Source organism: Paenibacillus aceti, from assembly GCF_003614185.1.
Classification (GTDB): Bacteria; Bacillota; Bacilli; order Paenibacillales; family Paenibacillaceae; genus Fontibacillus; species Fontibacillus aceti.
The window spans coordinates 5,080,198-5,104,722 of the sequence record NZ_KZ987724.1 but is presented as its reverse complement, the minus strand read 5'-3'; the positions used below and the strand labels follow the sequence as shown (position 1 = coordinate 5,104,722).

The window sequence follows — 24,525 nt, the reverse complement described above, 5'->3', positions numbered from 1 at the left end:
CACGAACCTCTCACGGAGATGAATCTTCAAATTAGACCTAATAACAGACTACCCTACGAACGCGCAAATAAACCCGATTATGGACATTCCGACTCAAATGGATTCAGCGACCTGTCAGGCAGCTTGTCCCCGAATATACCAGGGGCAAACGAAGCATCTGCTTAAGCCAAAATCAGCCGTCCTGAGAGTTACTTGGCCTCCCCGAAGAACATCTCATAGGCAAGCGCTGTTTGGATAGCGGATTCCTCATCCGTGAGCTGGCGAACCAGATCGAGCTCCACCGCTGTTACTTCTTCGCCATTAAAATTGATCTCGGCAACACAAGCCGTGATTTTCACAATCGCTACTGCCTTATTGTCAGGACTATAGGCGATTACCTTCTGACCGGTCGGGAATACGCGTAGGCCCTCCTTACGCATTTTGCCGCGGCCATATTCCAGTAATTCGAACAGCTCCTGTTCGCTCTTGAACTTACATACTGAATTGAATTCGGTTTGGAACCCCATGCTCATCTCCCTTTCCGTCCTGATCCAGGCATTCGTCTGCAAGATAAATCAGTTAACTCCACTCTCAAAATAAAGATTCTGTCTCTTCTCGAAACGCTCTAGCGCAAGCTCAATCAAGCGGTTAAGCAGCGATTCATAAGACAGTCCCGTCTCTCTCCACAATAGCGGATACATGCTGAATGGAGTGAAGCCTGGCATCGTGTTGACCTCATTAATCAGAATTCGGCCATCCGTCTTGCGGACGAAGAAATCCGCCCGGCATAATCCATTGCAGTCAATAGCCTTGAAGGCCTTAACCGCCACATCGCGAATCTGGTCAGCCAGCTCGGTGTCCAGTAGAGCCGGGATCAGCATTTGCGACTTGCCGTCAAGATATTTGGCCTGATAATCATAATATTCGCCAGAGGATACAATTTCACCTGGTACAGAAGCCAGTGGAATATCGTTGCCAAGCACTCCGACCTCGATCTCACGAGCTTCAACGAATTCTTCAACTACAATCTTGATATCATACCGGAGAGCAAGCTCTACCGAGCTGATAAGCTCCTCTCTCGTCTTGGCCTTGGAGATCCCGACGCTGGAGCCCAGATTAGCTGGTTTGATGAAGCATGGATAACCCAGCTTCTCTTCTACCTTTTGGATCATGGAATGTCTATCGCGCTCCCACTCACTATCGGTGAAATAGCAATACTCGCATTGCTCCAGACCCGCATCGGCAAACAGCTTCTTCATAATAACTTTGTCCATGCCTGCAGCCGAAGCCAACACGCCAGCCCCAACATAAGGGATGTTGGCCATTTCGAACAAGCCTTGAATCGTGCCATCTTCCCCGTTAGTGCCGTGCAGGAGCGGAAAGACGACGTCGAGCTTCGCTTCTCCGGTCGCCAGCTTGCTAAACAGGATATTGATCGCCGAGCTCGTATCCCCCGCATTCTCTTCAAGCTTCAATTGCTCTAACTCGGTAAAAGGAGTGGACTGATTGCTTCCGACTCTCCATTGACCCTGCTTCGTAATATAAAAAGGCAGCAATTCGTATTTGTCGTAGTCAAATGCTTGCATTACAGCGAGAGCTGTCTGCAAGGACACTTCATGCTCACCCGATTTGCCGCCATAAATTAGCCCTATTGTCAATCTGTCCTGTCCCATCGGTAACCTCTTTTCTAATATAATACACATGCTTCACTATCTCGAATGTCAGAACCGATCCGCAATATGGAAAAATCGATACACTGTATTCTCTGTGTAGGCATAGGAATCTCGATAATCCCAGTAACGGTGCTGACTCGGAGTCGTATGCGCATTCACGAGCGGCATCCCGCCGGCATCGAAGGCGGTAACGATGGTGCTATGCTGAAATGCACCGTTTCCATCCCAATCATAAATGATCACATCCCCCAGCTGCAGTTGTTCAGGACGGTCGACGACCTCTGCACGCAGATGAGAGTTACTATGGGTCAGATATAACTGCAAGGCATTAGCCACAGCCCAGCTATAGCTCCAGGCTTCTCGCCCGCCAACATAACCTTTATACCACCAGCCCGATTCTCTTTTTCCAGTATAGTTGATTGGGGCTGCACCTGCAAAGAGGCATTGGGAGATAAAACTGGTGCAATCGACTTCAAATTGGGCAAATTCCGGGTTATAGCTATCCCACCAGCGATCTGCGTACAATACTGCGTCCTCACGGCGGTAAATCGTGCTGCTACGCTGCGCGCCTCCGCCGAGGATTTGATGATTCAGATAGGGGCGAGATGGGCCGATCTTCGCCTGCATACTATCCTGAGTATAGATCGAAGCGACGTTCACTGGAGCGCTCCGTTCAGGAACCGGCTGGTATACACGGGACACCGTCCAGCCGTCGCCATCGCGCAGGAGCGTCAGCCGCTGCTGATCGATCCGCTGCTCCTGATGTCTGGCTCCGCCCTTATCGTAGTATATCTTCTGCATCAGCATCAGCTCGACCTCAATCTCCCCTGCTCGATGCTCGATCTCACGAATTAGCTTCGCCTTCGTCTCGCATCTGATCGGCGCGGCTCCGCGCTCCCTGTACCATATTTCCAGCTTATGCTTGCGCTCCCCGCTGCGGATCAGGTAATCCAGATCGGTCACGACGGAATCCCCCGTACGCACCCGGTAATCGACTTCGTCCTGATTCAGCTGATTCACATATTTCGTCAGTGCCTTTCTCCATTCGTCCGCCATGCTTCCCGCCTCCTTCTAATACATACCATTCTATTTATATGAACGCATAATAATGAGTATGTACTCCCTTTGAATACCCATTTCATATATGAAGGAACTGGACAAAAAACACTTTACTCACTTCACCAAGGACGGTATACTGAATATAGTGAATTATGAAATTGTGTTTCACCTAACGGAACAAGGAGGTACATTCATGTCAAAGAACGATTTTTTCACTGCTGCCCGTACTTTGGCTGTCGGCGGAAAGAACTATCGCTACTATGACCTGCAGACGCTGGAACAGCAAGGGCTCGGACAAATTTCCAAGCTGCCGTTCTCTATCAAAGTTTTACTTGAGGCTGCTGTCCGCCAATATGACGGCAGAGCCATAACTGAAGAACATGTTAAGCAAATCGCTGGCTGGGCCGAGGGCCGCGATGAGAACAAAGAGATCCCGTTCATCCCGGCAAGAATCGTGCTGCAGGACTTCACCGGTGTACCCGTCGTCGTCGATCTGGCCGCTATGCGCGACACAGTGAAGAAGGCCGGCGGTGATCCGAAGCAGATCAATCCGCTCGTTCCTGTCGATCTCGTGATCGACCACTCCGTCATGGTGGATGCCTTCGGCTCTCCCGAAGCGCTCGAATACAACATGAATATCGAATTTGAACGGAATGAAGAACGTTACCGCTTCCTGCGCTGGGCGCAGACCGCATTCAATAATTTCCGCGCTGTGCCGCCTGCAACCGGGATCGTGCACCAGGTTAACCTGGAATACCTCGCCTCGGTAGCTGCTACGAAGACAGTGGACGGTGAGACCGTTGCGTACCCGGATTCTCTTGTCGGTACCGACTCCCATACCACGATGATCAACGGCCTTGGCGTAGTCGGCTGGGGCGTTGGCGGTATAGAGGCGGAAGCGGGGATGCTGGGACAACCGCTTTATTTTGTGGCGCCGGAAGTGATCGGCTTCAAATTAACTGGCAGCTTAAGCGAAGGGGCTACAGCTACTGACCTCGCTCTGACTGTAACGGAAATGCTCCGCAAGAAAGGTGTCGTCGGTAAATTCGTCGAGTTCTACGGACCTGGCCTGACTAACATCAGCCTGGCGGATCGTGCTACCGTGGCTAACATGGCACCAGAGTACGGCGCAACAGTCGGCTACTTCCCGGTGGACCAGGAAACGCTCGCTTACATGCGCAGCACCGGCCGCAGCGAAGAGCAGATCGCACTCGTTGAAGCCTATTACAAAGCGCAAGGCATGTTCCGCACCGATGACACTCCTGATCCGCAGTTCTCGGATCTGATCGAGCTCGACCTCACTACGGTCGTTCCGAGCCTCGCTGGACCTAAGCGTCCTCAAGACCGGATTGAGCTCACAGAAATGAAGAACAAGTTCAATGAAATCATTCGTACTCCTATTGATAAAGGCGGCTACGGCTTAAGCGACGAGAAGATCGCCCAGCGTGTTCCGGTGACTCATTCTGACGGAAGCGCCAGCGAGCTCGCTCCGGGCGCTGTCGTGATCGCTGCGATTACGAGCTGTACGAACACCTCGAACCCTAGCGTGATGCTCGGGGCTGGCCTGCTCGCTAAGAAGGCCGTAGAACGCGGCCTGACCAAGCCCGGCTATGTGAAGAGCAGCTTGACTCCTGGATCGCTCGTTGTTACCGAATATTTGCAGAAATCTGGTCTGATCGAGCCATTAGAGAAGCTCGGCTTCTATGTAGCAGGCTATGGCTGTGCGACTTGTATCGGTAACTCCGGCCCGCTTCCTGAGGAAGTAGCCAGTGCGATTACCGATAATGATCTTACTGTCGCTGCTGTCTTGTCCGGGAACCGGAACTTCGAGGGTCGAGTTCATGCTCAAGTCAAAGCGAACTATCTCGCTTCGCCTCCGCTCGTCGTGGCTTATGCTCTCGCTGGAACGGTCAATATCGACCTTCAGCATGACCCGCTCGGCTATGACCCGCAGGGCGAGCCTGTATATCTGAAGGATATCTGGCCAACTTCGTTGGAGATCAAGGAAGCGATCGCCTCCTCGATCAGTCCGGAAATGTTCCGCAGCAAATATGAGCATGTATTTACGCAGAACGAACGTTGGAACTCGATTCCTGTACCAGAGGGCGAGCTCTATGAATGGGATGAGAAATCGACTTATATTCAGAATCCGCCGTTCTTCGAGAAGCTTGGCGAGGGCATGCAGGATATCGCCGATATCCGCAGTGCGCGCGTGCTGGCGTTGCTTAGCGATTCGGTCACGACCGACCATATCTCGCCTGCAGGCAATATCGCGCCTTCCAGCCCTGCCGGACATTACTTGAACGAACGCGGAGTAGCCCGCAAGGATTACAACTCCTACGGCTCGCGCCGCGGGAACCACGAGATTATGATGCGTGGCACATTCGCCAACATTCGCATCCGCAACCAGGTGGCACCGGGTACTGAAGGCGGCGTAACGAAATACTTGCCGACCGACGAAGTGATGTCGATCTATGATGCCGCGATGAAATATCAAGGTGAGGGACAGAATCTGGTCGTCATCGCTGGCAAGGAATACGGAACAGGCAGCTCGCGGGACTGGGCAGCCAAGGGAACCTACCTGCTGGGCGTGAAGGCTGTTATCGCCGAGAGCTTCGAACGGATTCACCGCAGCAATCTCGTCGGCATGGGCGTGCTCCCGCTGCAATTCCAGCCAGGCACTAGCTGGAAGACGCTGAATATCGACGGCACAGAGACCTTCGACATCTCTGGCCTGAGCAATGACGTCAAGCCAGGGCAAGAACTGAAGGTACTGGCCACTCGCCAGGACGGCAGCCAATTCGAATTCTCCGTTATCGCCCGTCTCGATAGCATGGTCGATGTCGACTACTACCATAACGGCGGTATTCTGCAAACCGTGCTGCGGCAAATGATCAGCGCAGCGAACTAAAGCTGCTGCGATCCGACTCATCATTATCGTTAACGCTTGGAATGATACAATTTCATTTTGAATCGATTAGAAGACCTCCATTTGCCTGGTTATCATTAGGGCGATTGGAGGTCTTCTTGTTGTCATGCAAAGTGCCTTATGTGCGTTTGCGTGGGAGGAAAAGCCCTGGCAGTTATGGGTTAATGCTCCAACTTGTAACGAAACTGGGGATCGCTATTGAGACAAAAAGGGGGCGGAGTGGCAGATTTTCACACGAATAACGATATGGTGTTTCGTTAGAGCTCCGGAAGACTCGCCCGTGCTTTTCAGCAGGCTGAAATTCCTGCAAATATGCAGGAATTCTGCTAAGATTCCGCCCCACCAAGGTAAATTCCTGCAATAATGCAGGTATTTTCCCCATATCGACCTAATTCCGGGCAAAATAGCAAAAAAGCCTGCACATTTGCAGGAATTTCCTCAGAATCGGCGATTTGGCGCGAAAAGCCTGCATATTTGCAGGCTTTTCAAGTTGGCATGTACGGAGGCACAGGGGATCACGAGTCTACCTCACGTTTTATACAGATGGGTGCACGGGGCCAGCACTATTCACCGTTTATGCGCATGGATGCACAGGTATCACAGCTCTTCTCACGTCTATGCACAGGGGACACAAGGCATAACAGCTCTTCTCACATTTATACGCATGAATGCTCAGATGCACGAATCTACTCACCCTTTATACGCACGGGTACACATGAATGCACCAGATATGCGGCTTTGCACCAGTTTCCACTCATGAGGCGCTCCAGTTACTCAAGTTACCGGTTTGGCACAAGCTCCTACGCACGATCACGCACCAGGTATATGGTTTTACACAGAGCTTCCATGGACAAAATACGCACCAGATTGCGCGGGATTGCATGAGTTCGTATGGATTTACTCAAATTAGAGGGGAAATTTAAATTGCACTCTAGTATGATAACTGTTGTATTATAAGTATAACAGTTAGAACGAAGAAGGTGATAGCTGTGATTATCCAGCTTGATATGCAATCTGAGCTGCCGATATACACTCAATTGGTCAATCAAATCATCGAAGGCATTGCTAGCGGACGGCTGAAGCCGGGTGAGCCGCTTCCTTCCGTACGCAGCCTTGCTTCAGATATAGGAATCAACCTGCATACCGTTAACAAGGCATATACTCTACTCAAGCAAGAGGGCTTCATCCTTGTACATCGTCAGCGGGGCGTCGTGATTAACCCGGACAGTATGCCCGAGATTACCAAGGCCTATATGGGTAAAATGCGTGGTGAGCTTAGACCGATCGTCGCGGAAGCCATCAGCCGCGGAATGAGCCAGGAACAGCTACTACAGGAAATGGAGCAAATCTACCAAGAAATAACGCAAACAGATAAGGAGTATGATTGATATTGATTGATATGGCTAATCCTGCTCGGTATCCTCGGTTTCGTCGCGTTAACCCTGGTTTTCGCGAAACAATATATAATTTTTCTTTTAATTAAGGAGGCCATGATATGTCAGACAAGAACAAAATTCTGCTAAGCGCAGCTGCTGCAACGCTGGCAGTAAGTCTTATACTACCAACTACCATTACTACTGCCACTGCCGCTCCCGGAGCTTCCGTATCTACCGATGCCGAGCCTGTATCCAGCAGTTCTACGGCTCTGACGCCCCTGAGAGAAGCGGTTGCCGAATACGGGGCAGACATGAAATGGGATCAAAAGACCCACACCATCACCATTACCAAAGACAGCACTGTAATCGTACTAACGGTCGGCAAGAGCCACGCTCTCGTGAACGGCAAACAGATCACCCTGGAGCACCCTGTTACAGTCGTATCCGGCCACACCCTGGTCGATGCCAACTTCATGAACGAGCAATTCCATAATGCACAGCAATCTGCGGACCCCGCCGATCTATTCATACAGAGGCTGGAAGCCGGGAAAGGTACAGAGGCGGCCCAATATGTCAGTTCGTCCTCCGCACACGCGCTGCCGCAGAGCTTATTGAATGTATTATGGAGCAATTATGAGACTTACTATGGAAAAATGAAGCTAAGCGGTGCCAAAACAGAGAAGGTGAATGCTGTACACCGTAACGTTACCTACTCCATTGAGACGGGAACCGTTCCGCTTGAAATTACAGTTCGCCTGAACCTGTCGGGGCAGGTCGATGATCTGAATCTAACGACAGTCACAGATGATTCCGGGTATAAGCAGCCTGCCTATGACAAAGCTGACAGCTATACTGAACAGGAAATAACGATCGGCGAGGGGACGCTGGCATTGCCAGGTACGCTCACTATCCCTAAAGGAGAAGGCCCATTCCCGGCGGTCGTGCTCGTCCAAGGCTCCGGTCCGCATGATCGTGATTCATCTATCGGCGGCACCAAGCTGTTCCGTGACCTGGCGGCAGGACTCGCTTCGCAAGGGATCGCCGTATTGCGCTATGACAAGGTAACCTATGAGCATTCCTTCAGAGTATCTGCCGACCCCAAGCTCACGATGAAGCGGGAAACGGTAGATGATGCCCTCTCCGCGGTCCAATTGCTCAAAGCGGATAAGAACATCGATGCTTCCCGGATTTTCGTAGCCGGGCATAGCCAAGGCGGATATGCTATGCCGCTGCTCATTTCCGAAGACAGTAGCAAGAGTGTAGCCGGCGCAGTAATTATATCCGGGCCGAGCGGTAAATTTGCTGACGTACTGGCTGAGCAGCAGAAGGAACTTGTGCAGCGCGTCAAGCAGCTAGGCATCGATGCCACGCCATATGAACAACAGGCCGCTCAATATATCGCGATCGCTGACCTCGTGAATGATCCCCAATATACAGTAGATCATATGCCAGAACAGTTCCCGATTCAACCTGCATATTGGTGGTTCGAGCAGAAGAATTATAATCCCGCCGAAGCAGCTAAGGGGCAGAACGTTCCGATGCTGGTTCTACAGGGAGAGAATGATTGGCAGGTCACCATGAAGCAGTTCGAGGGCTGGAAGACAGCATTGAAGGCGCGGAAAAATGTAAAATTCAAATCCTATCCGCATGTGAACCACCTGCTAACTGAATACAAGAATCTATCGATCGGGACCGAATACGCTAAGCCGTCCAATGTCTCCCAGGATATCGTCAACGACATCGCCACCTGGATCAAAGACACTAAATAGCCGCATCCCCTAACGACAAAATCGCGAGTCCGCTCGGCCTTATTCAAGGCTGGGAACTCGCGATTTTTCTGTTAGTAATGCCCGCCCACAGCTAATCCAGGATCACTATTTAAGGCTTATTATCAAGCTTGACCCGTATGGATCATCATCCCCATCTCTCTCGCCGCCTCAATCAAGATCGGCCCGTACTCATGCAATTTCTGAGGGCTCAAGCGACTGACCGGCCCGGATAAGGACAACGCCGCCGCGATTTTACCGCTTCGGTCATAGATCGGCGCGGCAACAGCCGACGCCCCAGGCTCACGTTCCTCATAGCTAATGGCATACCCCCGCTCGCGTATCTCTTGCAGTTGCTTCACATAAGCATCGCGGTCAACCGACTCAGGCCAGTCTGGACCGTTTAACACCGCCTGCAGCACGCTTTCGTCTGCATAAGCGACTAAGACCTTACTGGAGGCCCCGACGAATAACGGGAGTCTGGCGCCGACGGGAGCTACCCTGCGGATCGCCTGATTACTCTGCACCGCCTGGATGCGCAGACGATCGGTCCCGTCACGTAAATAGAGGCTCACCGTCTCACCAAGACAGTCGCGAAGCTGCTCCATTTGCGGCAGCAGTAATACCGCCGGATCATCAGTATGCGATAGATGCGCGGACAGCTCCCATATTTTCAGACCCAATCTATACTTCTCCGTCAACGGGTTGCGGATGACGAAGCCTTTCTCCTCAAGCGTGTTCAGCAGACGATGCACCGTGCTCTTGTGCAAATCGATCTCAGCAGCGATCTCAGTCAGGCCAAGATCATCCTTCTTAGTAAAACACATCAATATATCAAGCGCCCGCTCTACAGCGCGAACGGTTAATTTTCGATCCTCCATACTGGAATCCCCTTCCTTACGTTTCACTATATGAAACCCGGTTACATAAATTATATGGGAAAAACGTGCTTTCCGTCAATTAGACAACTGCCAATCCTCCCCTTTGCATTGACAATCTGAAAAGCTCGTCTTACGATGTTTTCATAGATTCGTTCTTTTTCGACAGAACTCTACTGAAATATCGCTTTTTCGTCAACATGATTGGACATCGGCGATCCACATAGCAGCGGAAAACGTTTTCAAGTCACATATAATGAAACAACAATTAAATTTATTCTAATGAGGGGGAGAGACTATGAAATCACTGGATCACAACAATCTTCCTCTACAGCCCGAATGGATCGGGCTAGATGCTCCGAACCATAAAGCAAGACGGATCAGCCTCAGAAACGTTATCGTTGCCCTATTGTTATCGATCGTCTTCTTCCTGGTCTTCTGTTTCGTCGCCTTGCATGGCTTCATCGCCTGGGTGCTGTCCAACCCGACAGTGGCCCCCCTCTACTCTAACCCGAAGATAGCCAAAAATCTGGATTACAGCGATATAATCTTCCCGGCAGCGGATGGCAGCCGGATGATGCAGGGATGGTATATACCTGCGGATTCCTCTCGCAAGACCATCGTGTTCAGCCACGGTTATGGCGCCAATCGGGAGGAGAGCTGGATTCCGATGTATGATCTGGCTCATTTTGCACATCGCTTGAATTTCAATGTTCTGATGTTCGATTATGGCTTTGCCGCCGGGGGCACCGGAGACAGCAAGGAAGTGGCTACCGGAGGGAAGAAGGAAGCTCAGCAGCTGCTCGGGGCGATCCAATTCGCCAAACGACATGGAGGCGATGAAGTGATCGTCTGGGGCTTCTCGATGGGAGCCGGCACAGCGCTCCAGGCTGCTCTTCATAGTGAAGATATCGATGGCATGATACTGGACAGTACCTTCCTGCTGGAGCCAGATACGATGTATCACAACATCCGGCAGCATCTCGACCTGCCGCGTCACCCTTCGCTGGAGATCATTGGACTGCTGCTGCCCGTGCTCAATGGCACCAGCCTGCGGCAAATCCCTTATCAGGCCGTCAAGACGGAAGATTACCCGTTCCCGATTCTGTTCATCCATGGTACAGAAGATGACAAGGCCCCTTATCCGATCGCCGAGAAATTGGCCGAGAACCAGACGAACCCACTATCCGATGTGTGGATCGTTAAGGACTCGCATCATGAATTGATTTTCCGCGAGCATCCGAAGGAATATTTACGACTCGTCTCTAGCTTCCTAGGACGTCTCGAGGCTTCTATGAGCTCTTCTAGCGCATCCGCTTCTGCCGGATCGAATCCATAAGTAAGGAAGCGAAGGGCTGTCTTACAAGTCGCTTTCCCGACTTGAAGACGCCTCTTTTGCGTGCCCAAAAATGTAAACACCCCTTGTTCTGGCCGGATCAGTCGGACATTATTGTCCGTTAGCGTTGATCCTGTGGCACCTTTCCCTTGTAACGGACAATGATGTCCATTACAAGGGAAATTGTCGCGAAAAATGGCATTTTGTGCTTCTAAGGGTCAAAAGTGTCCGTTAGAAGAGCGTAGTTGTTATTTTCATGCTCTAACGGTCATTTCTGACCGCTGGACGGCTCGTTTTTATTGAATGTTAAAAAGCCGACAGAGCAAAAAAAGTTGGACGGAAAACATGACGTTTTTCCGTCCAACTTTTTATTTTGGGGACTTATTGGGCAGCCCCTTTTCTTATGGGACATTAAGTTCGTAAATGCGATTCTTGAAATTTTATGATTCTTTAATCAAAGATAAAAATTCTGCTCTTGCCGCCGCATCGGTCCGGAATGTCCCTCTAACAGCCGAGGTGATCGTCTTGCTACCGGGCTTCTTCACGCCACGGGCGCACATACACATATGCTCACCCTCTACGACAACGATCACACCTTGCGGTTTCAGCACTTCTTCAAGTATATCGGCGATTTGCGAAGTGATTCGCTCCTGGACCTGCAGCCTGCGGGTCACCGCTTCCACCAGACGAGCCAGCTTACTGAGTCCGGCAATCCTTCCACTAGGAATATAGCCTATATGTGCTTTGCCGAAGAAAGGCGCCATATGGTGCTCGCATTGACTGAAATATACGATGTCTTTTACGATAACCAATTCTTCATGATCCTCTTCAAAGGTTACTCCCAGCACTTCGCGGGGATCGATCTCGTATCCAGCAAAGATCTCTTCATACATCCGGGCAACCCGGGCTGGAGTTTCAAGCAAGCCTTCCCGCTCGACATCCTCGCCGATCAGCTTCAGAATTTCGCGAACATGGTGCTCGATCTGCTCCCGATTCTTGCCCACTTGCTCATTCACATAATCCTTTAACCCTGACATTTAGCGCCTCCTCCTTCCAAATTAGCTTTCAAATATACTGCGTTTGCTAGTAAACAGCAAGTGCACAGGAGGCACAAAGCTTGTACACCCTTAAGTCCATAGTCCAGAACAGAGCTTGTACGCTGCCCTCGACACTACTTGTACACTGCGGAGAACACCTGCACTAATGCAGGCAGGCTTCTCCTGGAGCTGTAACGAAACACCGTATCGCTATTGAGGTGAAAATCCGCCATTCAGTCCCATATTGGTCCTAATAACGATACGTAGTTTCATTACAGTTTATTTCTTTTTCTTCTTACCGGTAGTGGCCGGAGCCTGATTCTTCATCATTTGCTGTGCGCGCTGCATCTGCTTGCTGTTCAGATTATAGCCCATCTGCTTGGCCATCTTCTGCAGCATTTGTGGATCATTCTGCATCTTCGTAAACTGATTCTTCAAGTAGAAGACGCCGATCGCGAAGCCAGCTATCAGGCCGACGATCAAAGTGATAATAGGAATTACAATATCCATTCCTCGACTCCCCCTGTATCCGTTCTTCAGTGATTATACTATAGCTAGAACATAGCTAGAGTTACTCAACATATAATAGCATTCACACACTAGTGTATTCAAGCTAAAACCGCCTCAATAAATATGGTAGTCTCTGTAGCGAGATCTACTTCCTTCACATCCATCTCGTCACTCGTCCCATGAACGATACGGATAACCGGGCGTCCGGGCAATCCACGATGCTGGCGGACAACGACGCCGATCTCCTTGGTGGACAGCCGCACGGAAGTGCCATTCGGGTACACCGACACAATCCGGTTGAACTCTACCAGAGCATCGTGGTCAAGCTCCTGCTCAGAGCAAGCCATCAGGCGCTCACAGGCTTCATGCGGCAATAACGGGCGTCCGCCACTCCCTTCGCCGCCAGCTATCAAATTATCATACATATTGGCGACAGCTACAATCTTCGGATACACATGAATCTGCTCGTCACCCAGCCCCCGTGGCAGGCCGCTCCCATTCAACCGTTCATGATGCTGCAGCGCGGTGTGAGCGATCATCAGATTGAACTCACGCTTGCCCTTCAGTATTTCAAAGCCCCGCCAGGTATGATGATTCTTCATTTCCTCCGGCTTCGCCCCTTCCGGCAGTGGCACCGACTTGCCGATATCATGCAGCAGCGCACCGATCGCCAGCTCCTTCAACTGCGTGAAGTTCAGTCCCAAATTAAGGCCGATCATCGTCGATAATAAAGATACATTCACCGCGTGCAAATAAGCGGCATTATCATTCGTACGAATATCGGTCAGCTGGATCATAACCTCTTTATTATTCAGCACATCGGTCAGCAGAGCGTCCACAGATACGCTTATTTTACGGGTACTCCAATCCTTGCCAGATCTGATTGCCTGCATCGTCTCGCTCATATCCCGGAACACCATTTGCTTGGTTGGTTCACTGAGCACATCCTCTATTTCGATATCTTCAAACCCGGGGTCCTTGATATAGAGCATAGTGACACCGACCCGTTTCAATGTGTTGATCATATAAACCGTAAGCTGGATATTCTCCGACAGCAATACCGTCCCATTCGCAGAATATACGGTTCTCCCTAATATTTGTCCGGGCTCAATGTCCTCAATACTCATAAATCTCATGATTAATCCCCCTTGATAGCCATCCCATTTTGTCTTTACTTACGATATCTTTAGTTCATTTTTAGTGCCATGGGTACTTTATCCCACATAAGAGATATCGGCAAGCGCGAACCGAACTTTAAGCTGGTAAAATCCGGATTCCCCCGCGCATGGGATGCGATCTAACGGGTTTGATTATTCTCTTGATCCTCGGCTATAGCGAGCTTCTCCTCGGCTGTTTTTAGACGCCGGACGACCTCTTCATCCTTTTCACTGGCCAGTGCCCGCCGCACGCCTTCCAACGCCTCCTGTCCCCCTATGCGGCTCAAGGCCCAGGCCGCCGTCCCCCGCAGCTCAGGTCTGGGATCGGTAAGCATAACATCGACAATCTTCGGCACTGAATCGCGATCCTTAAAATTGCCGAGCGCGATTAAGGCATTCCGCTGAATCGGCTTCTTACCGCGCCATGCCGCAGCACTGCTTCCAAATCGCTCCTTAAACTCCCGGTTGCTCAAATCCAGAATCGGCAGCAGCAGCGGCTTCACTATCTCTGGATCAGGTTGCAGCTCGGGACGATGATTCCATGACCTCCCTTTGTTCTTCGGACAGACGACCTGGCAAGTATCGCAGCCGTATAAGCGGTTGCCGATCTTCACCATGAACTCCTCTTCCAGGAAGCCCTTCGTCTGTGTCAAGAAGGATATGCAGCGCTGGGCATTCAGTACCCCAGGACCGACTAGTGCTCCGGTTGGACAGGCATCGATGCATTTCGTACATTCCCCGCAGTCCTCGGTCACTGGCGAATCCGGCGGAAAGGGGATATTCGTAATCATATCGCCCAGGAAGATCCACGATCCCCATTTGGGTGAAATAATAGCGCAATTCTTGCCCTTGAACCCGACGCCAGCCCGCTCTGCCACAGCACGGTCTACAAGCACGCCGGTATCAACCATACTCTCTATGCGAGCATCGGGTACCCGCTCTTTGATGAATTCCTCCAACTTGGCCATCGCCCGGCGCAGCACAAGGTGGTAGTCCTCTCCCCATGCCGAGCGGGCCAGAATTCCCCGGCGCTGTCCCGGCTCCGATTTCGGCGGATGATCCATTTTGGAGGGGTAAGCCACAGCAATCGAGATGAGTGAAGCGGGTTGCTCCAGCGTCAGCTCAGGGTACACTCTTTTATCGATATCCGGCTCTTCAAACCCTGATTCATATCCTTTGGCCCGGCGGTCGAGCAGAACCGACTTCAACGACAAAAACGGGTCCGCCGATGCAAACCCGATATCGTCAATCCCAAGCGATGGAGCTGCCTCGATGATCTCACGCTTCAGCCTGTCCCATACCGCTCTATCCGCTATACTGGCGCTCGTCTTTAGCTCCATGCCTGTCCCTCCTCGATGTCGTATATCATAATCTAAAATAATTTCTCTAAGACAAGCGCTTGATCGCTTCCCGGGCGAGGAGATCGCAGCGATTGTTCAATTCATTATCGCTATGTCCCTTCACCTTAATGTACTCCACCTGATGGATGCCCATCAAACGCCACAGTTCCTTCCACAGGTCCTGATTTTCCACCGGCTGATTCTTGCTGTTCTTCCAGCCATTCTTCAACCAGCCACGTATCCAGCCTTGCCGGAAACAATTGACCACATACGCCGAATCGCTGTATACCTTCACTTGACAAGGCTCCGTCAGCGCGCTGAGCGCGGAGATGACCGCCTGGATTTCCATCCGGTTATTCGTGGTCAGCTTCTCGCCACCAGACAGCTCTTTACGATGCCCTTTATATAAAAGAATAACGCCCCAGCCCCCGGGGCCAGGATTTCCTGAACAAGCACCATCCGTATAAATTGAAATTTCCTTCACTCTTCTACCTCCAGCTTTTTGAGCATGGCCGTAACCTTCTATAATCAACTCCGCGCCCCTTAGCTTAGCTCCTGACCGGGTCGATCCCTATATAATAGAAAAGCATATCCAGTGCCCTTTTGCAACGGGTCGCCAGACATGCTTAAATTCGTCAATATTTGACAATATTTATTCTTTTATTCATATTTCTTATGAACCAGACAAAGAGTGAACTGCAGCAATACTCAGTTTCTGAAACGCCTCCAAAAACTTGCTTGCGCCATATCCCAATGCCTCGTACAGTGGTGCAATCGCCTTATTATGCTCATCTCCGGCGACTACAATCCTACTAACCTTGCGCTGCTGGAACCGCTGTTCCATTCCATTAATGAGTCCGGTAGCCACACCTTGACGGCGGTAATCCGGATGCACAACCGTGCGGTAGATACAGCCCACATTGTGGTCGATCGTACCGATCAAAACACCAACGATTTCCTCGTCCGCTTCAGCAATTACTATTAAGTCTGAGTCCCAGGACAATTGCCTGGCAAATGCCCGCTTCGTGTCTTCACAACAATCTTCCGATAAGGCCACTTGCAAAAGCTCCATCACTTGATTAGCATCACTCAACTGAAAGGAACGAATACGCATGCTTATGATCTCCCTTTTCTCTTCGCAAGATAGAATTATGTAAAAATGTTCTTCCCATTTTTACAAAGCTGAAATAAATGAAATCCAGACAAAAAACGAGAAAAAATAGTCTCTTTGTCCATTAAAGCATATTTATCGGGGAATTACACCATATTTCTTCTGAAAGCGCTTAATATTAAGCGTTTACATTATTTTTGGGGCCATTTATTTCTATTAGAGGAAATGAAACTGTTTCAATTCACTTTTTTTACTAGTATATTTCTGTGTTTACACTCTGCTAATAAACTCTATTATAACTCTGATTGAAGTAAATTTTCACCCGAATAGGGAGTTTCGTTACAAATTGGAGCAGCCCGAAATATGAACATTAGTGGGAAGCTCATTTAAATTATGCCAAATTACACATACTACTGAAATGGACCGCAAGGTTGACTCAAAACTTCACTCACTATGGAGGAATGCAAGCGATGGAAAACGAGAATCTCACCAATGATCCGCAGGAACTGCTCAAGGCGAAGCATAAACAAGATCAGCATAAAACGCAGTTCACCAGCTTCGCGCGCAGTGTTAGCGGCGATACTCCAGTGGACTCGGGCCAGACCAGCCCGGAGCAGCATCGTGAGCCTGATCAGCAGAATACGATGAAAAGTGTCGAAAATCGCATGATCGGTGACTAAGATTGTCCCGATTGATGCAAATTAAGAAGCAGCCTTGGCACAGGACAGGATATATGTCCGTGTTCGAGGCTGCTTCTTGCCATTCGCTGCTGTCGCTCTGCTATATAGATGAGAAATAGCGATTCAATATACGGATAAAGACGTTGGGGAAAGCCAATTCCCCCATATCATCCTGGGTGATCCAGCGATATTCGGCCGAATCATCGCTGGCACTCGGACTGACCGCGCCGCCTGCGCCATTCGCCTCATAGGCGGCAGCGGACTCGGCCACGGCAGCCAGCTCGCCTAGGCCGTCCGCCTGATGGAAGCGGAACACGCGCATATTCCAATGAATATGGCTGAACGTATGCTCCGCTTCCATCAGTGCCCCTACCGGCGCGGCCATCACGCCCGCGCCGCCAAGCGCAGCAGCGAGCCTGTCCATCGCCGGGCCGTCCGGCAGGCCGGCCCCCTCTCCAGGCTCCGCCGCTGCTGGAATATGGGGCAGCTCCCACATCCGGGCGAGCAGCCCCGTATCCGGGCGCCGGCGGACGAGCACTCGCCCGGCCTGGGCTCCGTCGCCCTCTACCAGGGCGACGAGCCTGTACTCCGGCCGCGGTGGCTTCGCCTTGCTCTTCACCGGCAGGCGCTCCTCCGCCCCTTCCAGACGGCCGGAGCAATGAACCATCACCGGGCAGATCAGACACTGCGGTGATTTGGGTGTACAGATCAAGGCGCCAAGCTCCATCAGCGCCTGATTGAAATCGCCTGCGCGGCCTGGAGGGATCAGCGAGGTCGCCAGCTCCTCCATCAAGGTGCGCGTGCCGGTCTTCATAATATCCTCTTCGATCAGGAAATAACGAGACAGGACACGCATCACATTGCCGTCCACCGCAGGCTCCGGCTGATTGTAGGCGATGCTGAGGATGGCCCCGGAAGTATACGGGCCAACCCCCTTCAGGGCGGATACATCCTTCTTGTTATCCGGCACAATCCCGCCATGCCGCTCCATCACCTGCTGGGCCGCCGCCTGCAGATTGCGGGCCCTTGAATAATAGCCGAGCCCCTCCCAGCTTTTCAACACATCCTCCTCCGGCGCTTCCGCCAGTGCTTGTATCGTCGGAAATCGTTCAATGAAGCGCTGGAAATACGGGATCACCGTATCGACCCGCGTCTGCTGCAGCATAATTTCTGATACCCATATATAGTAAGGATTGCGATGCCGTCTCCACGGCAAATCACGCTTCGCCTGCTCATACCAGCTTAGCAGCTCTCTGCTGAAATACTGCTTACTTTCCTTGCTCGCCTTGCTGTCCTGCATAATAACGCTGATCCTCCCCCTTTCCATGAATCGCCTTTATTTATTTACACTCTCGACCACCGCAAAGGCAGAGGCCAACTGACGTTCATGGGTAATGCTTAAATGTATAACATAATCCCCTGTTGCGGACAAACCGAGACGCTCCCAAGCCCCTAGTGACAAATGAACCGACGGCTTACCGTTTACATCCGGCACAACCTCGATATCCTTGAAACTCAACACTTGGCCGATCCCGCAGCCGAAGGCCTTGCTGACCGCTTCCTTGGCCGCAAAGCGCCCCGCCAGAAATTCGGCAGGGCGGCTTGACCTGCCGGGTAATTCAAATTCCCCCGGGGTCAATATCCGTTCCACGAATTTATCTCCGACTCTGCTGCCCAGCATATGTCTGATCCGTTCAATTTCAACCACATCATGGCCGATCCCATATATCAAAGGATTTTCCCTTCTTCCTCTTTCGTTCTATGCCTATACCACATTGTACAGGGAAGAGAATATGAAGAAAAGTCCGCAGCGCCTCGCCTGCTATGGTTCCCTTGCAGATGGCGCATTTCGCTCCCTAACATTGCTTCGATATCCCCTTTGATTCTCCACCTTCTGTCTTTCACCTAACTGCTGGAACTTGGTCAAAAACATCTGGACAAGGAAGCGCAGCTAGTCGGATTCGGCCTTCTTTTTTCGCGTACCTGGAATTAGACAATGAGAAAAGGCGGAAGCCGCTTTCCCTTTACAGCTGTTCCATAAAGGTTTGCTCAACTTCCGCCTTATACTTGTACACCTATTGCACCTTACTTGCAGAAACGGTCGAAAGCGCTCGTCAAATCGGCAGCGATCTCTGCTGCAGAACGATCCTCGATCTGCTCCCGTTCAATGAAGTGAACCAGCTCGCCGTCTTTCATCAGGGCGATGGATGGTGAAGATGGAGGGTACGGTGCGAAATATTCGCGCGCTTTGGCCGTAGCTTCCTTATCTTGACCGGCGAATACGGTGAACAGATGATCCGGAACTGCTTCATGCTGCAGAGCACGTGCTACGCCCGGACGGCATTGCCCCGCTGCACAGCCGCACACTGAGTTCACAACGACCAAGGCCGTGCCTTGTGATGTAGGCAGAGTCGTCTCTACTTCCTCAGGCGTTCTCAGCTCCTTGATTCCCAGACTTGTCAGCTCATCTCGCATCGGCTGAACCATTTCTCTCATATATTGATCATATGACATTGACATAATCTTCACTCCTCATGGACCTATTATGCTAAAAGTATGACTTTTATCACTCAGACTATTATTAATTATACCTTTCGCCATCAGGAAAGCAACAATTTTGCTATACATCTACCCATCCGAACCTGCCGGAAAGACTGCGACAATATGGAGCGGCGTGAAGCGGTACTCACTCGTACTTGATAGCGGCGAGAAAGCCTGCAATTATGCAGGAATTTCGTAAAAACCCAACTCGAAATAGTAAATTCCTGCGAAAATGCATCTTTTTTCAGCGCGGCGCCCTGATTTTGGAGAAATAAGCGTAAAAGCCTGCAAATATGCAGGTTTCAACCTCTGTAGGACTAAACGTCAGTGAGCATATTTCCGAATACGCAGGAATCAATGGCCGTTCTCGTGGGGAACCCATCCTACACAGTGATCTCGTGCCTTCTAACCGCAGTTCGAGCAGAATAGGAAGTAACCCCCTAGCGCCCCCCAATTGCCAGTTCTAACGAAACGGAGTATCGCTATTCGCGCCAAAAAGGGTCGCTGGAAATCGTAACGAAACTGGGTATCGCTATCTGAGTCAATTTAGGCTCGAAAGTCCAGATTTTCCCCGAATAACGATATGGTGTTTCTTTAAAATTATTTTACCGTTGTTATAGCGCAAATAGCGTTCTGCAGTTTCGTTAGAGTCTTATGCAGTGTCTTGAGCCGACCGGGACTGAGACTTAGGCCTCGATCCGTTCAGCCGCGTACGGGAAAAACACAATAAATGTCGTCCCCACGCCTTCCTCCGATTTCACGTTGATTCTTCCGCCATGTCGCTCCATAATGCTAAGGCATAGTGACAGCCCCAGCCCCGTCCCCTTGCTCTTCGTCGTGAAGAATGGCTCGAACAATCTCTCCTGCTGGGCAGGCGGAATGCCTGGGCCAGTATCCATTACGTAGAGCTCGACGCCGTCAGACTCTCGCTTCATCTCCAGCGTCAATTTGCCCTTCTCATCCATCGCCTCCATGGCATTGCGGCCGAGGTTGAGAATCAGCTGCTTGATTTCCTTATGATTGAGCATCAGAGGCGGAGCGGTCTCGTCCAGCCGCACCTCGATGCTCTGCCCGCGCAGATTAGCGTCTGCCCATAACAACGGGGTCAGCTCAGAGATAATCTCATGCAAGCCCGATAGCTCCATCTTCACGACCCGATTCTGGGCCAGCGACAGAAAATCATTAATAATCCCGTTGGCCCGGTCCAATTCCTCCATGACGATGCGATAATAATGCTCCAGCGAAGAAGGACTCTTCTCCCGCATTAATTGCAGGAAGCCGCGGACTACAGCCATCGGATTTCTGATTTCATGCGTAATACTGGCCGCCATTTGGCCGACAAGTCCCAGGCGCTCCACATGATTCAATTCCATCCGCAGCGCCTCTAATTCCGTAATATCCTGGATAATAATAACGGCACCGATGTTCTCATTGGTAAGCATCTTCGTAATCGGTGAAGTGGTCGCGAAGAAGACGCGATCCGCGATCTGCATGATCTCCGATGTCTTGACATTCCCCTCCAGCGTCTGTTCCGCCCGGGAAGCGATAACTTCAAAATCGAGACCGAGCAGCACCTTCACGATCTCTTTGCGAATCAGCTCCTCGCGCGTCCCGTTAGGACGGCTCAAGCGATAAAATTGCAGAAAAGTGTCGTTAATCGATAAGATCCTGCCCTTCTGATCCAGCAGTATAATGCTCAGAGGAGCCGCATCCATCATCTGCTGCAGCGTCTCGGCCTCACGGAAATATTTTCGCGATAAATGCATGACCTGCTCACGCAGCTTCTCCTTCTCCATCGTCGTCTCAATAATATGTACGAATAGACTACCCGCCAGTACCGAGACCAGAATATTGGCTATAATAGTGGTAAATGCACCGAACTCAAGCTTCATGTCTTCGATGATATATGGAGATACTGTAATCATCATTTCACCAGCTGCGAAGATCACCGTCAGTATGACGACCTTGCCACGGCGTCCGATCCGTTTGAAAAAATTAGCTGTCAATAATACGAAAGGGTATAGAAGAATCCCTGTCTCGAACAAAAACTCCGGAACCGTAAATTTCATTGCATAGAGAGGATAGAGCAGTAGATACAGAACTCCTAGTATTACTCCCTCCCTCAGCTTGCCGTACAGCATCAGCGCGAAGAGCGGTAATATCCCGAAATTAATAGGGATTCCGTTCCAGACATAGCTCGGAAATAAGGAGCATAATAACATGCTAAAGGTGCATGTATAGGTCAGTCCCATCGAGTAATCCGTCTGATAAGCCTTGCGGCCATTTGGCTGAGGAATTCTAGAAGATTTCTCATAAAGAAGCGGAAACAAAAAAGCTGGTAGACAGGCAATCAGCACTTGCAGCAGAATCTCCCTGAATTCAACCATCTTCTCCCTCCTCAGGCGGAAGAATACCAATCTAACTTTGATTAAAGCATAGCCGACAAAGTTTTACAATAATTCTTATTTCAGAAAATATCTATCACCTTTCAAGTAAATCTATAATATATGATATCCTATAAAATATTGTTGAAAAACTGCAAAGGGAAAGGGACTATAATGAGCAAATTTGGAGTAATTGTGATCGGAGGAGGACCTTCGGGGTTAATGGCGTCGATCGCCGCTGCAGAGCAAGGGGCTTCTGTCGTATTGCTTGATAAAGGGGATAGGCTGGGGCGCAAGCTCGGCATATCCGGGGGCGGACGCTGCAATGTGACGAACATCAAGGAGATAAATGAGCTGATTCAATACATACCCGGGGGCGGAAGATTTCTGTACAGCGCCTTCTCGTTGTTCAGCAATCGCGATATCATCGCCTTTTTTGAGAAGCTGGGCATTGCATTAAAAGAAGAGGATAACGGGCGGATGTTCCCCGTATCAGATAAAGCGAAGACGGTCGTCGATGCACTAGTCGGCAAGGCCAGGGCGTTGGGCGTGAAGCTGCAGACCCATCATCCCGTACAGGAGGTGCTGTTCGCTGATGGCAAGGTTCAAGGTGTTACGCTCGTATCCGGCGAACAGATCTATGCCGATTCCGTAATTATCGCTACTGGTGGCAAATCCGTGCCCCATACTGGTTCAACCGGAGACGGATATCCATGGGCGGCGGCTGCCGGGCATACGATCACGGAGTTGTACCCGACAGAGGTCCCCATCGTCTCCAAGGAGCCATATATCGTAGACCGGAGCCTGCAAGGGTTATCGCTGCGTGATGTGAAGCTCTCGGTACTCAACGGCAAAGGCAAGCCGGTCGTCCAGCATCAGGGCGATATGATCTTCACCCATTTCGGCCTATCGGGACCGATCGCGCTGCGCTGCAGCGGCTTCATCCGCAGCGTCAAGCAGAAGAGCGGCAGCAGCGAGGTAAAGCTGGCGCTGGATCTGTTCCCCACAATGTCTCTGACTGAGCTGGACACTTATCTACGCAGGCTTATGGCTGAAGAGCCGAAGCGGGCCTTGAAGAATGTGCTCAAAGGCACGATTCCGGAGCGTCTGCTGCCGATCCTGTTCGAACGGGCGGCTCTGGCTGCTGATACGACCTATGAGCATTTGCCTAAGGAAACTTGGCAGGCCTTTGTCACTAATCTGAAGAGCTTCATTATTATAGTAACGGGTACCCGCTCCTTCGATGAGGCCTTCGTCACTGGCGGCGGCGTGCATCTCAAGGAAATCAGCCCGCAGACGATGGAATCCAAGCTTATGCCAGGCTTGTTCTTCTGCGGCGAGGTGATGGATATTCACGGATACACCGGAGGCTATAATATTACAGCTGCTTTTGCCACGGGATATACTGCCGGGCATCATGCTGGCCTGCTAGCGCAAGGCCTCTTATAGAGAACCCGCCCTTTTGAACTAGTCCTTATATCCTCCTGCGCCTTGAACTCATGGAGAAGAAGCGCCACAGAACAGGCACAGCCAGCAAGGATATGGCAGTAGCGAGCGGAATAGCCAGCAGCAGCCCCCAGCCAAGCGTGAATAGATTGATGCATAGACCTGCCGATACAATGAGAATCGCCGGAAATAACAGCAGCCGCATCGTTGTCGGCGCACAGATAAATTCCAGATTCTCATCCTTCGGCAGGATCGCCAGTAATTTAGTCTGATAAAAGATGCGTCGATTCGTATTCATCCATTGGAACAATAGCACCACCAGAGCGATATACACCAGCAAATTGACAGGATACGGCGGTAAGTATACAGCTATGAATCCATATATCGCGAATTGGATATATAATGAAACTTCGCGGCTACGGAAGTATGATTTGACCGTCGCCTCCGTCACGCGGTCATGGACCTGCCACTTACGGAGGATATGCCCGCTGTGGCGGAACAGCCATGGACGCGGCCTGTTCCTGGCCGGGCGGTCGACCGCCGACTGCAGCAGCATCCCGGTCAACTGCGTCCGCTGCCGTTCCTCCTCGCGTATTTCAGCCTCGAACCGTCCCTGAATATGTAGCCTCGATCTAATGGACCAGGCACAGATGACGATATAACAGAGCATCGTAATCAATAGCAGGTAAGGCCAATCCGCCATGTTCAGTACACTGGCGATATAACTTGCTCCCAGCAATCCTCCGGTCATGCTGCGAAGCAGCATGCGTCTGAAGCCCGACAATGCAACAGCTAACAGATTAAATAACGGCAGAGCGGCAGCATTCATAGCAGCGGTAAGCGCATAGAGAAGCAGAATGTCGCTCCACCCCATCCCGAACACGCGATAGAGCACGGGTGCCGACAGAGCGATTCCTATCAGCATAACAACCAGACGCTTCACAAGTCCGAGCAGAATCGCTCGCCTCATAATTCCCCGTAGCCATTCAGGATGATGCTTCAAGAACAGGACATCCGCTGCCTCCAGAAACAGAACCAGACCGCCTAACAGCATGGTTAATACGAACAGCAGCATTGGAACCACGATCAGCGGTACTCTGGTTAGCCAATCCGGCAGTTCACCCATCATCAACACATAGTAAACCCGGCCCAGCAGCAATAGCCCGGGTATCCCCATATATAATAAAATCACGCCATCGACCACGGATCTTAGCGCGCCGATCTGATGCTGTACATGATCAAGCCAGCGTCTTCTGAACAGCTCTCCGACCCGAGTGACTGAGCTCAAATTTTTCATTAGTCATAAATCCCCTCTAACGAATC

Annotated in this window: 20 protein-coding genes and 1 pseudogene; 6 read left to right on the top strand and 15 right to left on the bottom strand. The window is 50.9% G+C overall.

Going from position 1 to position 24,525, the window contains the following annotated elements; genetic code table 11:
- Positions 1–188: 188 nt before the first annotated feature.
- The 3 genes from BFJ94_RS22850 to BFJ94_RS22840 are packed head-to-tail and all read right to left on the bottom strand — an operon-like array spanning position 189 to position 2,708.
- Positions 189–506 carry a hypothetical protein gene (locus BFJ94_RS22850; protein WP_120465375.1) on the bottom strand — a complete coding sequence of 106 codons (318 nt, stop codon included), beginning with the start codon at positions 504–506 and terminating at the stop codon, positions 189–191.
- A 48-nt stretch (positions 507–554) separates the two neighbouring features.
- Positions 555–1,652, bottom strand: coding sequence for a D-alanine--D-alanine ligase (locus BFJ94_RS22845; protein ID WP_120464709.1), 1,098 nt, complete (start codon positions 1,650–1,652; stop codon positions 555–557).
- Between the two features lie 48 nt (positions 1,653–1,700).
- Positions 1,701–2,708, bottom strand: coding sequence for an amidase domain-containing protein (locus BFJ94_RS22840; RefSeq protein WP_120464708.1), 1,008 nt, complete (start codon positions 2,706–2,708; stop codon positions 1,701–1,703).
- A 196-nt stretch (positions 2,709–2,904) separates the two neighbouring features.
- On the opposite strand from BFJ94_RS22840, the gene acnA reads away from it, so the two are divergent.
- The 3 genes from acnA to BFJ94_RS22825 all read left to right on the top strand — a co-directional run bounded on the left by acnA (position 2,905) and on the right by BFJ94_RS22825 (position 8,785).
- Positions 2,905–5,622 carry an aconitate hydratase AcnA gene (acnA, locus tag BFJ94_RS22835; RefSeq protein WP_120464707.1) on the top strand — a complete coding sequence of 906 codons (2,718 nt, stop codon included), beginning with the start codon at positions 2,905–2,907 and terminating at the stop codon, positions 5,620–5,622.
- A gap of 1,007 nt (positions 5,623–6,629) precedes the next feature.
- Positions 6,630–7,028, top strand: coding sequence for a GntR family transcriptional regulator (locus tag BFJ94_RS22830; RefSeq protein WP_120464706.1), 399 nt, complete (start codon positions 6,630–6,632; stop codon positions 7,026–7,028).
- 107 nt (positions 7,029–7,135) lie between these two features.
- Positions 7,136–8,785: an alpha/beta hydrolase family protein gene (locus tag BFJ94_RS22825; RefSeq protein ID WP_120464705.1), complete on the top strand. Its 1,650-nt coding sequence runs from the start codon at positions 7,136–7,138 to the stop codon at positions 8,783–8,785.
- A 122-nt stretch (positions 8,786–8,907) separates the two neighbouring features.
- Here the strand turns inward: BFJ94_RS22825 and BFJ94_RS22820 are convergent, their stop codons facing one another.
- A complete protein-coding gene (locus BFJ94_RS22820) occupies positions 8,908–9,663 on the bottom strand; it encodes an IclR family transcriptional regulator (protein WP_120464704.1) in 756 nt (251 codons plus the stop codon).
- A gap of 295 nt (positions 9,664–9,958) precedes the next feature.
- On the opposite strand from BFJ94_RS22820, the gene BFJ94_RS22815 reads away from it, so the two are divergent.
- A complete protein-coding gene (locus BFJ94_RS22815; RefSeq protein ID WP_120464703.1) occupies positions 9,959–10,999 on the top strand; it encodes an alpha/beta hydrolase in 1,041 nt (346 codons plus the stop codon).
- Positions 11,000–11,436: 437 nt separating this feature from the next.
- On the opposite strand, the gene folE is transcribed toward BFJ94_RS22815, so the two are convergent.
- From folE to BFJ94_RS22785, 6 genes and pseudogenes are all read right to left on the bottom strand, one after another.
- Positions 11,437–12,033 carry a GTP cyclohydrolase I FolE gene (folE, locus tag BFJ94_RS22810; protein ID WP_120464702.1) on the bottom strand — a complete coding sequence of 199 codons (597 nt, stop codon included), beginning with the start codon at positions 12,031–12,033 and terminating at the stop codon, positions 11,437–11,439.
- Positions 12,034–12,312: 279 nt separating this feature from the next.
- Positions 12,313–12,543, bottom strand: a complete 231-nt coding sequence (locus BFJ94_RS22805; protein WP_120464701.1) for a YneF family protein — start codon at positions 12,541–12,543, stop codon at positions 12,313–12,315.
- A gap of 98 nt (positions 12,544–12,641) precedes the next feature.
- The gene (locus BFJ94_RS22800; protein WP_120464700.1) at positions 12,642–13,679 is read right to left on the bottom strand and encodes an HD-GYP domain-containing protein; all 1,038 of its coding nucleotides are present in this window, start codon (positions 13,677–13,679) and stop codon (positions 12,642–12,644) included.
- A 280-nt stretch (positions 13,680–13,959) separates the two neighbouring features.
- Positions 13,960–15,040 (bottom strand): annotated as a pseudogene (queG, locus tag BFJ94_RS22795) (tRNA epoxyqueuosine(34) reductase QueG); the annotation flags it as partial.
- Positions 15,041–15,086: 46 nt separating this feature from the next.
- Positions 15,087–15,524, bottom strand: coding sequence for a ribonuclease HI (rnhA, locus tag BFJ94_RS22790; RefSeq protein WP_120464698.1), 438 nt, complete (start codon positions 15,522–15,524; stop codon positions 15,087–15,089).
- Positions 15,525–15,713: 189 nt separating this feature from the next.
- Entirely contained in the window at positions 15,714–16,154 is a 441-nt protein-coding gene (locus tag BFJ94_RS22785) for a GNAT family N-acetyltransferase (RefSeq protein ID WP_120464697.1), read from the bottom strand.
- Between the two features lie 467 nt (positions 16,155–16,621).
- Between BFJ94_RS22785 and BFJ94_RS22780 the strand changes: the two genes are divergently transcribed.
- The gene (locus tag BFJ94_RS22780) at positions 16,622–16,831 is read left to right on the top strand and encodes a hypothetical protein (protein WP_120464696.1); all 210 of its coding nucleotides are present in this window, start codon (positions 16,622–16,624) and stop codon (positions 16,829–16,831) included.
- Positions 16,832–16,931: 100 nt separating this feature from the next.
- Here BFJ94_RS22780 and mutY read toward each other — a convergent pair whose 3' ends face one another.
- The 4 genes from mutY to BFJ94_RS22760 all read right to left on the bottom strand — a co-directional run bounded on the left by mutY (position 16,932) and on the right by BFJ94_RS22760 (position 21,759).
- Positions 16,932–18,131, bottom strand: a complete 1,200-nt coding sequence (gene mutY / locus BFJ94_RS22775; RefSeq protein ID WP_120464695.1) for an A/G-specific adenine glycosylase — start codon at positions 18,129–18,131, stop codon at positions 16,932–16,934.
- 36 nt (positions 18,132–18,167) lie between these two features.
- A complete protein-coding gene (gene acpS, locus BFJ94_RS22770) occupies positions 18,168–18,563 on the bottom strand; it encodes a holo-ACP synthase (protein ID WP_120464694.1) in 396 nt (131 codons plus the stop codon).
- A gap of 353 nt (positions 18,564–18,916) precedes the next feature.
- On the bottom strand, positions 18,917–19,351 hold the full coding sequence (locus BFJ94_RS22765) for a BrxA/BrxB family bacilliredoxin (RefSeq protein ID WP_120464693.1): 435 nt from the start codon (positions 19,349–19,351) through the stop codon (positions 18,917–18,919).
- 707 nt (positions 19,352–20,058) lie between these two features.
- Entirely contained in the window at positions 20,059–21,759 is a 1,701-nt protein-coding gene (locus tag BFJ94_RS22760) for a two-component system sensor histidine kinase NtrB (RefSeq protein ID WP_120464692.1), read from the bottom strand.
- Between the two features lie 171 nt (positions 21,760–21,930).
- On the opposite strand from BFJ94_RS22760, the gene BFJ94_RS22755 reads away from it, so the two are divergent.
- Positions 21,931–23,205, top strand: a complete 1,275-nt coding sequence (locus BFJ94_RS22755) for a BaiN/RdsA family NAD(P)/FAD-dependent oxidoreductase (protein ID WP_120464691.1) — start codon at positions 21,931–21,933, stop codon at positions 23,203–23,205.
- Positions 23,206–23,230: 25 nt separating this feature from the next.
- On the opposite strand, the gene BFJ94_RS22750 is transcribed toward BFJ94_RS22755, so the two are convergent.
- Positions 23,231–24,499: an ABC transporter permease gene (locus tag BFJ94_RS22750; RefSeq protein WP_120464690.1), complete on the bottom strand. Its 1,269-nt coding sequence runs from the start codon at positions 24,497–24,499 to the stop codon at positions 23,231–23,233.
- Between the last annotated feature and the right edge of the window lie 26 nt (positions 24,500–24,525).